Here is a 14,996-nt window from a genome sequence, read left to right on the forward strand (position 1 = left end):
CAGTTAACAAATCATCGCGAATTTTCCAACACAAAGCAATCCGCTTGGTGGGGGAAACAAAGGAAAATGTGCGGGAAACCTGGGTGGCACTGAGGCGTGCGAAGAAGGGGCGCAAGCTTTCGCGCGGTGACGAGGCGGCAGGTAGCCGCCACGCAGGAGGGTGTGTGTACGGCCTAGCGTAACTCAGCGCCTGTCCAGCACCCGCGCCAATGCAAAGGTTGCCACCACGGCCAGCACCACGGCGGCCGCGATCGCCGGTACGGTGCCCAATGCCACGATCGAAGCTTTCACCGCCAGGTAGAAACCGAGCACCCCCACCGCCCCGATCGCATTGCCGCGCACGATCGCCCCCAGTTCCTGATGCCCACCCTGAACATGGGCGAACACCGCCAGTGGCCAGGCAATCACCGGGATCGGAGCCAGCAAGCCACTGGCCACTGGCCCCAGCCACTGGGCACTGGCTGTAATCGCCAGGAGCAGAAGCGTTGCCGTCAGCATGCGCATCGGGATCACCCAACGCGGCAAGGGCACAATGTTCGCGGCGCTGCCCTGCGCCTTGGGCGAAGTCACCACGATGATCACGGTGAGCAATAGCAGGGTCACAGCGACCGACAGTGCCACCCAGGCCAGCCGGCTGATCACGAACGCTGTTGCCGCGTAAACCGCCAGGGCCATGAGGCAGCCGGCAAATGCACCAACGCGTCGGGTCACCAGAAAGTAGAACAGGTAGGTGGCCTGCACGGCGGCCAACCCCGCCAACGCGCCAGGCACTGCCTGCAAGGCAAAGCCTGGGCCTTGCTCGAGGCTGAGGAAGAGCATGACCAGCGCCGAGGTGACTGGCAGCCCGGAAAGCAAGCCACCGATTTTGCTGCCCCAGCGTTTGGAAGCCAGCGAGATGACCAGCATCAGCGTGGGGGTGATAAGAAACTTGAGGTAGAAGGCAGTCATGGGAATATAAGGCGCATCACAGGTTTTAGGGGGCCTGGCGCGTCTGGCACGCCCTGCATGGCGCGGCCCATGTTAGTTGAACCCGCCGCCGTTCAAGCAGGTTTTTTACGCCTTTGCCTTGGCCAATGGCCGGGCCTGTTCAGCGCCTGCTCAATGCCAGGCGCGCAGCGAACAACACGAAGACCAACCCTGTCGCGCGGTCCATCCACTGGATGACCGGCCCACGGCGCAGCACACCTGCCAGCGACTGCGTGGCGCCGATCAGCAGCATGGCCCAGGCCAGGCCCAACACCACGTGGATGCCCACCAGGGCAAATGTCCAGGCCACCAGAGGTTGGCCCGGCGGAATGAACTGCGGCAGGAAAGAGACGTAGAAAATCCCCACCTTGGGGTTCAGCAGGTTGCCCATCATGCCTTTGAAAAACCAGTTGGCCTCTGCCCGGCTAACGTTCGCCGCCGGCCCCAGCGCCTGCCGGGGCCGCACCAGCATGTTCGCGCCAAGCCATGCCAGATAGACAGCGCCGCAGTACTTGAGCACGTCGTAGGCCAGCGCCGACACCGCAATCAACGCCCCAAGCCCAAAGGCCACTGCAGCGCCCCAGAGCAGGCAACCGGCGTTGATCCCCAATGCGGCGCGCAACCCTTGCCGACGCCCTTCCACAGTGCAGGTTCTGAGGATCAGGGCGGTATCGAGGCCAGGGGTAATGGTCAATAACGTGGCGGCAAGGGTGAACGCGAGCAGATTGTCGGCAAAGGGCATGGCAGCTGGCCTGCAGGGGTGTGGCTGGAGGTTAGCATAGCGCTAGGCGCACACAGCATGGGTTGCGTTATAAATATGGATATGCGTATATATGCATATTCATATGTAGAGGCACCCCCATGATCACCCCTCCTGAAGTGTTCAAGAGCCTGGCAGACGAAACACGCACCCGTGCCGCGTTGCTGATCGCCAGCCAAGGCGAGCTGTGTGTCTGTGAACTGATGTGCGCGCTGGATGACAGCCAGCCAAAAATCAGCCGACACCTGGCCCAACTGCGCACCAGCGGGTTGCTGCTGGATCGGCGCCAGGGCCAGTGGGTCTATTACCGCCTCAACCCGGCACTGCCGGCCTGGGTGGGCGAAATCCTCCAGGTGACGTTGAAGGCCAATGCCCAATGGCTGCAGCAGGACTGCGCACGCTTGCGCAACATGGACGGGCGCCCGGTCCGAGAAACCACCTGCTGCTGAACTGATCGAGCGAGCCCCGTATGCTGCCTGCCCTTGCTGTCTTTGTTTTCACGCTCACGCTGGTCATCTGGCAACCGAAAGGTCTTGGCGTCGGCTGGAGCGCGGCGCTGGGGGCGATCATCGCGCTGGCCATAGGCGTGGTCTCCTTCTCCGATATTGCGACAGTCTGGGCGATCGTCTGGAACGCCACGGCTACCTTCATCGCAATCATCGTCATCAGCTTGCTGCTCGATGAGGCCGGCTTCTTCGAATGGGCTGCGCTGCACGTCGCCCGCTGGGCCAATGGCTGCGGTTATCGCCTCTACGCGTTCTGCGTGCTTCTAGGTGCGGCGGTTTGCGCCCTGTTCGCCAACGATGGCGCCGCATTGATCCTCACGCCCATCGTCATGTCGATGCTGATCGCACTGCATTTTTCGCCAGCGGCCACCTTGGCGTTCGTGATGGGCGCAGGGTTCATCGCCGACACGGCCAGCTTGCCACTGGTTGTGTCGAACTTGGTCAACATCGTTTCCACCGATTACTTCAAAATTGGCTTTGCCGAGTATGCATCGGTGATGGTGCCGGTAAACCTTGCCAGCGTTGCCGCCACCTTGCTGGTGCTGTTCCTGTTCTTCCGACGCGACCTGCCTAGGCACTATGCGCTCGAAGCGTTGCCCCAACCGCAGACGGTCATCCGCGACCACGCAACGTTCAGGGCTGGAGGATGGACACTGTTGGCGCTGCTGCTGGGCCTGTTCGCGCTGGAGCCACTGGGTGTTCCGATCAGCGCGGTGGCAGCAGCCTGCGCAGTGCTGCTGTTTACCGTGGCTGCCCGAGGCCATCGGATTTCCACGCGCCGTGTGCTGCGCGAGGCGCCCTGGCACGTGGTGGTCTTTTCCCTGGGCATGTACCTGGTGGTTTACGGCCTGAAAAATGCCGGCCTGACAGACCTGCTCACCCGTGTGCTCGACCCGTTGGCTGCGCAGGGCGTGTGGGGCGCCGCCATCGGCACCGGCCTGCTCTCGGCCTTTCTGTCGTCGGTGATGAACAACATGCCCAGCGTACTGCTCGGTGCGTTGTCGATCCAGGCAAGCGCAGCCGAGGGCCTGGTGCGAGAGGCCATGATCTACGCAAACGTCATTGGCTGCGACCTGGGCCCGAAACTCACGCCCATCGGCAGCCTGGCGACGTTGTTGTGGTTACACGTACTGACGCGCAAGGGCCTGCGCATCACCTGGGGTTACTACTTCAAGGTTGGCAGCCTGCTGACCCTGCCCGTTCTGCTGATCACCCTTTGTGCTCTGGCACTGCGCCTGAGCCTTTGAAGCCGCTCAATGGCGGCAGGAGTTATCGATGCGAGTCCTGTTCATGTGCACGGCCAACAGTTGCCGCAGCATCCTGTCGGAGGCCATGTTCAACCACCTGGCACCGGCAGGCTTCGAAGCGGTCAGTGCTGGCAGCTTTCCCAAGGGCCAGGTGTTGCCGCGCAGCCTCACCACCTTGCAGCAGGCGGGAATTGCCATCGAGGGCTTGAGCAGCAAAGGAAACGAAGCCTTCGCCCACAACCCGCCAGACCTGGTCATCACTGTCTGCGACAAAGCAGCCGGTGAAGCCTGCCCGGTGTATTTCGGCCCGGCGCTGAAAGCGCACTGGGGCCTTGCCGACCCGTCCGAGGTCGTCGGTGACGAGGTGCGGATCAACGAAGCGTTCGTCGCCACGCTGCAACGCATCGAAGCACGCTGCACCGCATTCTTCGCGCTGGCGTTCGACAAACTCGACCGCGCGCACCTCAAGCACGAGCTGGACCGCATCGGCTCACTCTGAACAGGAATATTCCCATGCACGAGCAATTGCCCAACCTCGACCTGTCCCTGTTCACGCAGGCCTCCCCCCTTACCGGCAGCAGCAGCCATAAGCCACGCATTCTGCTGCTGTATGGCTCGACGCGCGAGCGTTCGTTCAGCCGCCTGCTGGTGGAGGAAGCCGCCCGTCTGCTTGAACACTTCGGTGCCGAAACCCGCGTATTCGACCCCTCCGGCCTGCCCCTGCCCGACGATGTGCCTGTGGAGCACCCCAAAGTCCAGGCGCTACGCGACCTGGTCGAGTGGTCGGAAGGACAGGTCTGGTGTTCACCCGAGCGCCACGGCGCAATGTCTGCGGTGTTCAAGGCGCAACTCGACTGGATACCGCTGGCCCTCGGCGCCGTTCGCCCTACCCAAGGCAAAACCTTGGCGGTGATGCAGGTGTGCGGTGGCTCGCAATCGTTCAATGTGGTCAACCAGTTGCGCGTGCTCGGCCGCTGGATGCGGATGTTCACTGTCCCCAACCAGTCTTCCGTGCCCAAGGCCTACCTGGAATTCGATGAGGCCGGTCGCATGAAACCCTCGGCCTACTATGACCGGGTGGTCGATGTCATGGAAGAACTGGTGAAGTTCACGCTGCTGTTGCGCGATCGCAAGGACGTCCTGGTGGACCGCTATTCAGAACGCAAGGAAAGCGCCGAGCAATTGTCCGACCGGGTCAATCAAGGCGCCATCTGAGGCCGCCCTACAGCTCGCGCAGCGCCAGGCAGGCCGGTTTTGTTAATGCTGAGCTAACCAAATTCCCTTAGACTTGCCCGCATGATCCGCCTCTTGCGCCTGTTCACGGTATTGCTGCTGGCTATTGCGCTTCCCCTGAGCGGGATGGCGGGGGTCGACTCACCCATCGAACCGTGCCCGATGCAGGCCCAGGGCATGGCCATGATGGCAGGCATGCAACACGACTGCTGCCAGGACGAGGACTCGGGCAAGTCCTCCTCCCATCACCACACCAAGGCCTGCAAACCGGGCCAGGAATGCAAGACCGCCAGCACCTTGCAAGTCAGCCCCGGCAACCCGGTATTGGCTTTCGTCACGCCCCGTCCCTCGGACACCTACGCCCACAGCCTGCTGTCTCGGGCACCGCCGGACCGTTGGCGCCCTCCCCGCACCTGATTCCCGCCTGAACCTCACTTCATCGCCCTGCCCCTGCGGCCAGGCGATGGCATGCGCCTGTGCGCTGGTTTTTTCGAGGAATCCTCTTCATGACCCCTCAGGGTTTCAAACCCGGGCGGCCGCTTGTGGCCGCCCTGCTGACCCTGCTGCCGCTATTGCCGGCGCAGGCAGCTTCGCTTTCCCTGGACGAGGCGCTGCAACTGGCCGAGCGCAACGCCCCTTCCCTTCAGGCTCGCCAGGAGCAACTGTCGGCGGCGCGCAGCGCGGTTGTGCCCGCAGGCGAACTGCCCGATCCACGGCTTAACCTCGGCGTACAGAACCTGCCCGTGGAGGGCAGCGATCGCTGGAGCAGCAACAGCGATTTCATGACCATGCAGGTGGTCGGGCTCGCCCAGGAGGTGCCCAACCATGACAAGCGCGAGGCTCGCGAGCACACCGCACAAGCAGCAGCAGAACGCGCAGACGCCGAAGCCGTTCTGGAGGGCCTCAACGTACGGGCAGCCACGGCACAAGCCTGGATCGCGGCCTACACCGTGCAACGAAAACTTCAGGCATTCGACGCGCTCTATGGCGAAAACCGGTTGTTAGCGTCCGCAATAAAGGCCCGGCTCGCCGGCGGTGGCGGAACGTCAGCCGATGCCCTTGCCCCCCGCCAGGAAGCTGCGCAACTGGATGAACAGAAGGACCAACTGCTGAGCCAGCAGGCCCAAGCCCGGGCAGCGCTGCAGCGCTGGACCGGGCAGGCAGCCGATGCACAGGCCTCCGCCTTTCCGCAATGGTCGGTGGATGCAGGGAAGTATGTGCATACGCTGCATGAGCATCCGCAGTTGGTGGCGTACGGGGCCATGACCAGAGAAGCGCAGGCGCAGGTCGAACAGGCGCTGGCCGAGAAGAAGTCGGACTGGGGCTGGCAGGTGGACTACCAGCGTCGTGGGCCGGCGTTCAGCAACATGGTCAGTGTGCAGTTCAGTTTCCAGTTGCCCCTGTTCACCGGCTCACGACAAGACCCCATGATCGCCGCGCGGCGTGCCCAAGTGCGGCAGCTCGAAGACGAGCAGGAAGCGGCGCTGCGTGAGCATGGCGCACAGCTGGCAACGGACCTGGCGGAGTACCAGCGTCTGCAGCGCGCCGTTTCTCGCAGCCACCAGACCCTGCTGCCGTTGGCAGAAGACCGCGTGCGCCTGGCGCTCGCCGACTACCGTGCCGGTAAGTCGACGCTCAGTGACCTAATCGCCATGCGGCAACAGCGGGTGCAAGCCCGGCTGAAGGATATCGACCTACAAGGGCAATTGGCAGCAACGGCAGCCCGCTTGCACTTCGTTTACGGCGAGGTGCGGGCATGAAACAGACCACGATCGGGCTGATCACGGCGCTGGCACTGGCCGTGGGCGCTGGCGCTGGCTACTGGCTGGCGCAGCAGCCCCACACCGAGCCAACGCCGGACACAGGTGCCCAGAAAGCGCTGTACTGGTATGACCCGATGTTCCCGCAGCAACACTTCCCGGCCCCAGGCAAGTCACCGTTCATGGACATGCAACTGGTGCCCAAATACGCCGATGGCAGTACTGAACAAGCACAGCCTGCGGTACAAATCGCACCCGGCGTGCAGCAGAACCTGGGCGTACGCTTGGCGACCGTGACCCAGGGCAAACTCGAGCGTTCATTACAGGTGAGCGGCGCGTTGACCTTTGACGAGCGCGATTTCAGCGTGCTGCAGGCGCGTACCGGAGGTTTTGTCGAGCGCACCTACGGGCGCGCCACAGGGGACCGGGTGGCCAAGGGCGCCCCGCTGGCCGATGTGCTGGCGCCGGAATGGGCAGGGCTGCAGGAAGAGTATCTGGCGCTACGGCATACGGGCGATGCACAACTGCTGGCGGCAGCGCGCCAGCGCCTGGTGTTGGCGGGCATGCCTGCCAGCTTGATAGACCAGGTAGGCCGCAGCGGCAGGGTGCAGAATCTGATTACGCTGGTGGCACCGAGCGCCGGCGTGATCCAGGCGCTCGAGGTACGCCCGGGCATGACCGTGACGCCAGGCATGACGCTGGCACGGATCAACGGCGTGGCGGCTGTCTGGCTCGAAGCTGCCGTGCCGGAAGCCCAAGCCCAAGGGCTGCGCGAGGGGCAACAGGTGCAAGCACGACTCCCGGCGTTTGCCGGTGAGACGGTGTCGGGAACGCTGACCGCCCTGCTCGCCGATGCCGACCTGCAAAGCCGCACCCTGCGCCTGCGCATCGAGCTGCCCAACCGTGAGGGCCGACTGCGCCCAGGGATGAGCGCACAGGTCACCCTGCACCCGGCGGACAACGCCGACGCCAGCCTGCTGCTACCCGCCGAAGCCGTTATCCGCACCGGCAAGCGTGACCTGGTGATGCTGGCCGAAGCGCAAGGTCGCTTCCGCCCGGTGGAGGTCGTTGTGGGCCAGGAGAGCGGCGGCAAGGTCGCCATTGTGCAAGGGCTGCAGGCAGGCCAGCGCGTCGTGGCGTCGGCGCAGTTCCTGATCGACTCCGAAGCCAGCCTCAGGGGCATAGAGGCGACCACCGCCGCAGAGGGCCAGCCATGATTGCCAAACTGATTCGCTGGTCGGTGGGCAACCGCATCCTGGTGCTGCTTGCCACCCTGTTCCTGGTAGCGTGGGGCGTGTTCGCTCTGCGCAGCCTGCCCATCGACGCACTACCCGACCTGTCGGATGTGCAGGTGATCATTCGCACCGCCTACCCGGGGCAGGCACCCCAGATCGTCGAAAACCAGGTCACTTACCCGCTGACCACCACCATGCTCTCGGTACCGGGCGCCAAGACCGTACGCGGTTTCTCCGCCTATGGTGACAGCTTCGTCTATGTGTTGTTCGAAGACGGCACCGACCCCTATTGGGCGCGTTCACGGGTATTGGAGTACCTGAGCCAGGCGCAGTCACGCTTGCCGGCGTCGGCCCGACCGGTGCTCGGCCCGGATGCCACCGGGGTGGGCTGGGTCTACCAGTACGCCCTGGTCGACCGCACTGGCGGGCATGACCTGGCACAGTTGCGCAGCCTGCAGGACTGGTTCCTGCGCTTCGAGCTCAAGACACTGCCGGATGTGGCCGAGGTAGCGAGCATCGGTGGCATGGTCAAGGCGTATCAGGTGGTACTCGACCCCCTGCGCATGGCCAGCTTCGGGATCACCCAGCGCGACGTGTCGCAGGCCATCGGCCAGGCCAATCAGGAAACCGGCGGCGGTGTGCTGGAGCAGGCCGAGGCACAGTTCATGGTACGGGCGTCGGGCTACCTGAAGACCTTGGACGATTTCCGCGCCATCCCCCTGCGCATGGCCAGCAATGGCGCACCGGTAACGCTGGGCGATGTGGCCACTGTGCAGCTCGGGCCAGCGGCGCGCCAGGGTATCGGTGAGCTGGATGGCGAAGGTGAAGCCGTGGGCGGCGTGGTGATCCTGCGCAATGGCAAAAATGCACGAGAGGCCATCGCCCGCGTCAAGGACAAGCTCGGCACCCTGAAAAAAAGCCTGCCTGCCGGGGTCGACCTGGTGACCACCTATGACCGCAGCCAATTGATCGACCGCGCCGTGACCAACCTCAGCCACAAGCTGATCGAGGAGTTCATCGTGGTCGCGCTGGTGTGCCTGGCGTTTCTCTGGCACCTGCGCTCGTCGCTGGTGGCGATCGTCTCGCTGCCGGTGGGGGTATTGGTTGCACTGATTGTCATGCGCCACCAGGGCATCAACGCCAATATCATGTCGCTGGGCGGCATCGCCATCGCCATTGGGGCCATGGTCGATGCCGCCGTGGTGATGATCGAGAACGCCCACAAGCGCGTGGAGGCCTGGCACGCGCGCAACCCGGGCAAGGTGCTGAAGGGTGAACAACACTGGCAGGTCATGACCGAAGCGGCGGTCGAGGTGGGGCCTGCACTGTTCTTCAGCCTGATGATCATTACCCTGTCGTTCGTCCCGGTGTTCACCCTGCAGGCCCAGGAAGGGCGGCTGTTCGCCCCGCTGGCGTTCACCAAGACCTACGCCATGGCCGGTGCGGCAGGGCTTGCCGTCACGCTAGTGCCGGTACTGATGGGCTACTGGATTCGCGGGCCGCTACCGTCCGAGCAACGCAACCCGCTCAACCGTGGACTGATTCGGCTGTATCGGCCGGCCCTGGACGCCGTGTTGCGCCACCCGTGGGTGACGCTGCTGGGTGCGCTGGCGATCTTGCTCAGTAGCCTGTGGCCACTGAGCCAGCTGGGCGGGGAATTCCTGCCACCGCTGGACGAAGGTGACCTGCTGTACATGCCCTCGGCGCTGCCTGGGCTGTCGGTGCAAAAGGCTTCGGAGCTGTTGCAGCGCACCGACCGGCTGATCCGTACCGTACCCGAGGTCGCCAGCGTGTTCGGCAAGGCCGGCCGCGCCGACTCGGCTACCGACCCCGCGCCGCTGGAGATGTTCGAGACCACGGTGCGGCTCAAACCGAAGGCGCAGTGGCGCCCGGGCATGACCAGCGAAAAACTGATCGAGCTGCTCGACCGTACCGTGCGCGTGCCGGGCCTGACCAATATCTGGATCCCGCCCATCCGCAACCGTATCGACATGCTCGCCACCGGCATCAAGAGCCCGATCGGGGTCAAGGTTGCCGGCAGTGACCTGGCACAGATCGACCGTGTCACGCTGGCGATCGAGCAGGCGGCCAAGGGTGTGCCCGGTGTAACTTCGGCGCTGGCCGAGCGCTTGACCGGGGGCCGTTATGTCGACCTCGACATCGACCGCCAGGCAGCGGCGCGCTATGGCCTCAACATCGCCGACGTGCAGGCCATCGTCGCCGGCGCCATTGGCGGCGAAACCGTCGGCGAAACGGTGGAAGGCCTGGCGCGCTACCCGATCAACGTGCGCTACCCGCGCGAATGGCGCGATTCGGCCGAGGCCCTGCGCCAACTGCCGATCTATACCGCGCAAGGCAGCCAGATCACCCTTGGCACCGTGGCCCAGGTACGCATCACCCAAGGCCCACCGATGCTCAAGAGCGAGAACGCCCGCCCTTCCGGCTGGGTTTACATTGACGTGCGCGGGCGCGACCTGTCGTCAGTGGTGGCCGATTTGCGCCAGGCAGTGGAGCACCAGGTGAAACTTGCCCCAGGCATGAGCCTGAGCTACTCCGGGCAATTCGAGTACCTGGAGCGGGCCAACGCACGGTTGGCGTGGGTGGTCCCGGCAACCCTGGCAATCATCTTCGTGCTGCTGTACCTGGCGTTCGGCCGCCTGGGCGAGGCGCTGCTGATCATGGCCACGTTGCCGTTCGCCCTCACTGGCGCGGTGTGGCTGCTGTACCTGGCGGGTTTCAACATGTCGGTCGCCACCGGCGTCGGCTTCATCGCCCTGGCCGGTGTGGCAGCGGAGTTCGGTGTGATCATGCTGCTCTACCTCAATAACGCCTGGGACGACCGCCAGCGCAGCGGCGAACGCACGCCAGCAGCCTTGCTGGCGGCGATTCGCGAGGGTGCAGTGCAACGTATCCGGCCCAAGGCGATGACCGTGACGGTCATCGTCGCGGGGCTATTGCCGATTCTTTGGAGCAGCGGTACCGGCAGCGAGGTGATGAGCCGCATCGCCGTGCCGATGGTGGGCGGCATGCTCACCGCGCCCCTGCTCTCTCTGTTCGTGATTCCCGCAGCGTACTGGCTAACCCGGCGCCGCGATCTTGCAGCACCCCATGACCCCAAGACTGGAGAAACCCAATGAAACACCTCTACCTCAGCGCTGCCATGCTTCTCACCCTTGCCACAGGCGCGCAAGCCCAGGACAGCATGGCTGACATGGCCATGGAGGGCATGAACATGCCCACCCACCAGGTCGCCCCCAGCGCGCACGCCGAAGGAACGATCAAGGCACTGGATGAACAGAGCGGCAAGGTGACCTTGGCCCATGGGCCGGTCGCCGCGCTGCAGTGGCCGGCGATGACCATGGGCTTTCAAGCGACCCCGGCACAGCTGCAAGGCTTGCAACCAGGCGACCACGTCAGTTTCGACTTCCGCATGGACGGGAGCACGGCGCGGATCGTGAATATCGGCAAACCGTAAAACGTTGATGTGGGCGCCCCTGCCAGCCTAGGCAGGGGCGCCCACACGGCTCAACTCGCCTGACGGCGCATGGCCAGAATCGCTGCGCCAAAGCCGATGAAGGTGGTGCCCACCAACCGGCTCACCCAGCGCGCCAGCGCAGGCCGGGTCAACACACCTTTGGCCCGAGCGGCGGCGGCCGCGTAAAGGCTCAGGGACGTCAGCGACAAGGCCACGAAGATCCCGGTAAGGGTCAGGAACTGCGGTAGCAGCGCGGCACTCTGGTCGATGAACTGCGGAAATAGCGCAGTGAAGAACATTGTGGCCTTGGGGTTGGTGACAGCCGTGAAAAATGCCGACTTGTACAGCTTCAGCGCAGTGGGCTTGCCGCCACCGGCCTGTGCGCCATCCATCAGCATCGGGTTTTTCTTCAGCAGTTGCCGTGCGCCGAGGTAGAACAGGTAGCCCGCGCCGATGATTTTGACCGCGTTGAACAGCACCTCGGAGCTGGCAAGCAGTGCCCCCAGGCCAAGCATGGCCGCCGCCGAGAGGCAGAACAGGCCACAACCGTTACCCAGCGATGACCACACGGCGCTGCGCTGCCCGTGGGCAAGGCTGTTGTTGATGGCCATTAAGGTGGCAGGGCCAGGGCTGGCAATGGCAATTGCGGCAACCAGCGTGAAGGCAAGCAGCGAGTGCGGATCCATGTGACAGGCTCGTGAGCAATACGGAGCCGGCATCTTACACCGTGGCAGCGGGTGGGCCTTCCTTTAGTGCTCGCAAGAAGCGCTTGGCTCAGCAGCAGCCTCGGCAGCCAGCTTCAACCGGTCGGCTTTGCAGATGTACTTGGGCTTGCTTTTAGGTGCCAGCTTGGCGCTGGCCTTTTTGGCGTGTGCCTGCAGCAACTGCTTGATTTTCTTGCGACGATTCATTGATCCACCTGGTGGGCAGGATTAGGGAGGGTGCCATGGCTCAATCGCCGCCCTGGCGCTTGGCGTTCTTCTTGACGATTGCCTTCATCCGGGTGGCCGCGCGTTGCACGGTAGCCATCTTTTCCGGGCGCTTCATACCGCGCCACTTGCGGATTTCTTCCCGGGTGCGGCCACAGCTCACGCACAGCTCGCTGTTGAGCTGGCACAGCGAAACGCAGGGGTTGTCGATGTCTTTGGCCATGGGCTGCTCCGGTTGCGGGCGCGGATGATAGCGCACGCCGGACAGAATCGCTGCATATCACGTTTCACGGCGCGCATGAACACAACCCGACCGGAGTGTTCATGCGCGAAGCGTCGAGCCAGGTATCAGGCAAGCCTGGCCCTGCGCGCTACCCTGCCCCTCATTGCTCCTGGCGGGTCGCGCACACCACGATTTCACGGACGCAAACCGATTGCGGCTGGGCATAGGCGAAGCCAATCACTTCAGCAATGGTCTCGGCAGCAAGCACTCCGCCCATCTCCTGCTTCCAGTCGTTGTAACCCTCTTTGATGGCATCGTCGGTGGTGTGGCTCAGCAGTTCGGTGTCGACAGCGCCCGGCTCGATGGTGATCACCCGCACATTGCTCGGCGACAGCTCCTGGCGCAGGTTTTCGGAAAGCCCGGTGACAGCGAACTTGGTGCCGACGTACACGACGTGGTTGGGGAAGGTCTTGCGCCCGGCCACCGAGCCTACGTTGATGATGGTGCCGTGCTTGCGCTCGACCATGCCGCTGGTCACGGCGAAAATCCCATTGAGCAGGCCACGGACGTTGACGTCGAGCATGCGGTCCCACTGGCTTGGGTCCTGGGTGGCGATACTGCCCAGCAGCATCACGCCAGCGTTGTTGATGATCGCATCCACCGGGCCGAAGCGTTCTTCGGCCTGGGCCACCGCCGCAACCAGTGCCTCACGGTCGGTGATATCGACGGCCAGCGCCAGGGTGTTCGGCAGGCCGAGTTGCACCATCTTCTCCAGGCGGCGGGACAGCAGAAGCAGAGCATGCCCGCGCTGGGACAGCAGTTTGGCGGTCGCCAGGCCAATGCCAGAGCTGGCTCCGGTGATGACTACCAGCGGTTTATGAGTGCTTGTCATTGCGAGGGTCCTGTGATTCAAAAGGCCTATGGTTAAGCAGCAAAGCGATTATAGAAGCCCGCTGTCGCGGCGAAAAATGGGATATTCTTTTGGCTGCCATCGGTACAACTTATGGGTAAGTCAATGGATTATCGTCAACTCAGGGCCTTCATCGCGGTATTCGAGGAGCGCAACATCACCGCTGCCGCCCGCTCGATCCACCTGAGCCAACCTGCGCTTTCAGGCAGTATCAAGGCGCTTGAAGAAGCGCTCGGCACCACCTTGTTCGTGCGCAAGGCCCGGGGCGTCGAGGTGACCGACGATGCCCGCACGCTGTACCCCGAAGCCCAGCGCATGGTCGCGGACGCGGCGCGTTTGGTGACTCGCTTCAAACACGACCGCGTCCGCGAGCCCCTGCAGATTGGCGTCGAGCATGACGTCGGGGCGTCGGTGATCAGAAAGGTCGTGCTGGCGGCGGCGGCGATCCAGCCGGCGATCCGTCTGCACCTGGCCACCGGGTGCCTGGGGGTGGCCAGGCTGGCCAGCGAAGACCAACGTTGCGAGGACGAGCTGTTCCTGCCGCTGCACAGCGACCCGTTCGTCCTCGCCCTGCCCTTTGCTGCAGGTGACCCGCGGGTTGAGGAAACACGCTGGATCACCTGCCCCAGCCATGGCAGCCACCAGCGCCTGCTGCCGCTCTACGGCAGTGCAGGCGATGCGCCAGCGGGCGAGGCCGAAACCTTTGCCCTGGCGCTGGCCATGGTCGCCGCACAGATGGGCACCGCGATCGTGCCTCAGTCACTGGCCGCAGAACACCCTGGGGTGCGCATGCAAGCCTTGCCGCAACTGGACCTGCGCCGGCGCATTGGCCTGTGCTACAGCGCCCAGGCGCTCGAAATCGACAGCCTCGGCCAATTGCGCGATGCGCTGCAAGGCGATCACCGCTAATACAGCCCTGGCCGGGCGTGATCTCGCCCGGCCCTGCGGCTGTGCCCGCCCAGACTTTTTTCACATCCGCTTCACTCCAGCGCCACAACCACAACGCTAAGGTGCCGCCAGTTTCGGGGGGCCGACCTTTTCGGCCTTACCCGCTCAGCCTTGGAGTGGCCGCATGCTGGAACATGTCATTCACGTTCACCCGCGCCCTGTGCGTGCCTGGCGCCGGCGCCTACCCAGGCCCTTGCTGCTGGGCGTGCTGCTGGCGCTGCTGGCATTCGGCCTCTGGCATGCCTCTGGCACCCAGGTGGCAAACCTGGGCACGGTGCAGCGCATGCAGGCCAGCGGTGTCTATTCCGCCTGGGCCAAAGGCGAAGTAATAGTGCTGGTGCGCCATGCCGAGCGCTGCGACCGCTCCAGTCACCCCTGCCTGAACGACCCCGCCGGCATCACCCTGGAAGGCAGCCAGGCAGCCGCGGGCGTGGGCGATGGCATCCGTGACCTGGGGTTGGACGCGGCCGATATCCTCAGCAGCCCGGAAGTTCGCACCCGGCAGACCGCGTCGTACGTCTTCGGCAGGGCTGTCGAGACGCAAGACTGGCTGATGAGGTGCGACGGCACTTTCGCCGATGCCGCATTGGCGCGCAAGCGCGCTGGCCACAACCTGGTGCTGGTGACCCACAGTGGTTGCATCGACCAGTTCGAGCGGCAACTGGACGTACCGGGTGGCGAGCGCGACAGCGGCTATGCCAGTGCGCTGTTCGTCGCCAAAGGCCCAACGGGGCATCCCCGAATACTCGGGCAACTGAATGCCAATCAATGGCGCAAACTTGTCAGCCGTACTGGGGAATAACC

16 protein-coding genes and 1 pseudogene are annotated in these 14,996 nt (G+C 64.1%); 11 read left to right on the forward strand and 6 right to left on the reverse strand.

The window, feature by feature from the left end:
* Nucleotides 1–183: 183 nt before the first annotated feature.
* Together L6D80_RS03380 and L6D80_RS03385 are read right to left on the reverse strand one after the other, a co-directional pair.
* A complete protein-coding gene (locus L6D80_RS03380; RefSeq protein WP_054899636.1) occupies nucleotides 184–948 on the reverse strand; it encodes a hypothetical protein in 765 nt (254 codons plus the stop codon).
* 139 nt (nucleotides 949–1,087) lie between these two features.
* Nucleotides 1,088–1,708 (reverse strand): LysE family translocator, encoded by a 621-nt coding sequence (locus tag L6D80_RS03385; RefSeq protein WP_054899637.1) that lies wholly within the window; start codon nucleotides 1,706–1,708, stop codon nucleotides 1,088–1,090.
* Nucleotides 1,709–1,827: 119 nt separating this feature from the next.
* Between L6D80_RS03385 and L6D80_RS03390 the strand changes: the two genes are divergently transcribed.
* The 9 genes and pseudogenes from L6D80_RS03390 to L6D80_RS03430 all read left to right on the forward strand — a co-directional run bounded on the left by L6D80_RS03390 (nucleotide 1,828) and on the right by L6D80_RS03430 (nucleotide 11,182).
* Entirely contained in the window at nucleotides 1,828–2,175 is a 348-nt protein-coding gene (locus L6D80_RS03390; RefSeq protein WP_054899638.1) for a metalloregulator ArsR/SmtB family transcription factor, read from the forward strand.
* Nucleotides 2,176–2,195: 20 nt separating this feature from the next.
* Nucleotides 2,196–3,479 (forward strand): arsenic transporter, encoded by a 1,284-nt coding sequence (locus L6D80_RS03395; RefSeq protein ID WP_176514129.1) that lies wholly within the window; start codon nucleotides 2,196–2,198, stop codon nucleotides 3,477–3,479.
* Nucleotides 3,480–3,507: 28 nt separating this feature from the next.
* A complete protein-coding gene (locus tag L6D80_RS03400; protein ID WP_176514132.1) occupies nucleotides 3,508–3,978 on the forward strand; it encodes an arsenate reductase ArsC in 471 nt (156 codons plus the stop codon).
* 14 nt (nucleotides 3,979–3,992) lie between these two features.
* Nucleotides 3,993–4,694 carry an arsenical resistance protein ArsH gene (arsH, locus tag L6D80_RS03405; RefSeq protein WP_176514134.1) on the forward strand — a complete coding sequence of 234 codons (702 nt, stop codon included), beginning with the start codon at nucleotides 3,993–3,995 and terminating at the stop codon, nucleotides 4,692–4,694.
* An 81-nt stretch (nucleotides 4,695–4,775) separates the two neighbouring features.
* On the forward strand, nucleotides 4,776–5,129 hold the full coding sequence (locus tag L6D80_RS03410) for a hypothetical protein (protein ID WP_054899642.1): 354 nt from the start codon (nucleotides 4,776–4,778) through the stop codon (nucleotides 5,127–5,129).
* Between the two features lie 89 nt (nucleotides 5,130–5,218).
* A complete protein-coding gene (locus L6D80_RS03415) occupies nucleotides 5,219–6,472 on the forward strand; it encodes a TolC family protein (RefSeq protein WP_176514136.1) in 1,254 nt (417 codons plus the stop codon).
* Nucleotides 6,469–7,677 (forward strand): annotated as a pseudogene (locus L6D80_RS03420) (efflux RND transporter periplasmic adaptor subunit); the annotation flags it as partial. The gene L6D80_RS03415 and the pseudogene L6D80_RS03420, both read left to right, overlap by 4 nt.
* Before the next feature lie 8 nt (nucleotides 7,678–7,685).
* Nucleotides 7,686–10,844: an efflux RND transporter permease subunit gene (locus L6D80_RS03425; RefSeq protein WP_176514137.1), complete on the forward strand. Its 3,159-nt coding sequence runs from the start codon at nucleotides 7,686–7,688 to the stop codon at nucleotides 10,842–10,844.
* Entirely contained in the window at nucleotides 10,841–11,182 is a 342-nt protein-coding gene (locus tag L6D80_RS03430; protein WP_176514139.1) for a copper-binding protein, read from the forward strand. Before L6D80_RS03425 ends, L6D80_RS03430 begins: the two co-directional genes overlap by 4 nt.
* A gap of 50 nt (nucleotides 11,183–11,232) precedes the next feature.
* Here L6D80_RS03430 and L6D80_RS03435 read toward each other — a convergent pair whose 3' ends face one another.
* The 4 genes from L6D80_RS03435 to L6D80_RS03450 form a co-directional block, all read right to left on the reverse strand.
* Nucleotides 11,233–11,868, reverse strand: a complete 636-nt coding sequence (locus tag L6D80_RS03435) for a LysE family translocator (protein WP_176514141.1) — start codon at nucleotides 11,866–11,868, stop codon at nucleotides 11,233–11,235.
* 63 nt (nucleotides 11,869–11,931) lie between these two features.
* Complete coding sequence (locus tag L6D80_RS03440) at nucleotides 11,932–12,093, reverse strand: DUF2986 domain-containing protein (protein ID WP_082422711.1); 162 nt, start codon at nucleotides 12,091–12,093, stop codon at nucleotides 11,932–11,934.
* 40 nt (nucleotides 12,094–12,133) lie between these two features.
* On the reverse strand, nucleotides 12,134–12,334 hold the full coding sequence (locus tag L6D80_RS03445; RefSeq protein ID WP_054899645.1) for a DUF1289 domain-containing protein: 201 nt from the start codon (nucleotides 12,332–12,334) through the stop codon (nucleotides 12,134–12,136).
* A gap of 160 nt (nucleotides 12,335–12,494) precedes the next feature.
* Nucleotides 12,495–13,226, reverse strand: a complete 732-nt coding sequence (locus L6D80_RS03450) for an SDR family oxidoreductase (protein WP_176514143.1) — start codon at nucleotides 13,224–13,226, stop codon at nucleotides 12,495–12,497.
* Nucleotides 13,227–13,349: 123 nt separating this feature from the next.
* Here L6D80_RS03450 and L6D80_RS03455 point away from each other — a divergent pair, with 123 nt between their 5' ends.
* Together L6D80_RS03455 and pmrG are read left to right on the forward strand one after the other, a co-directional pair.
* Entirely contained in the window at nucleotides 13,350–14,153 is an 804-nt protein-coding gene (locus L6D80_RS03455; RefSeq protein ID WP_176514144.1) for a LysR family transcriptional regulator, read from the forward strand.
* Between the two features lie 163 nt (nucleotides 14,154–14,316).
* Nucleotides 14,317–14,994: a lipopolysaccharide core heptose(II)-phosphate phosphatase PmrG gene (gene pmrG / locus L6D80_RS03460; RefSeq protein WP_176514146.1), complete on the forward strand. Its 678-nt coding sequence runs from the start codon at nucleotides 14,317–14,319 to the stop codon at nucleotides 14,992–14,994.
* Nucleotides 14,995–14,996 lie beyond the last annotated feature (2 nt).

This window comes from Pseudomonas ceruminis (genome assembly GCF_021602025.1).
Classification (GTDB): domain Bacteria; phylum Pseudomonadota; class Gammaproteobacteria; order Pseudomonadales; family Pseudomonadaceae; genus Aquipseudomonas; species Aquipseudomonas ceruminis.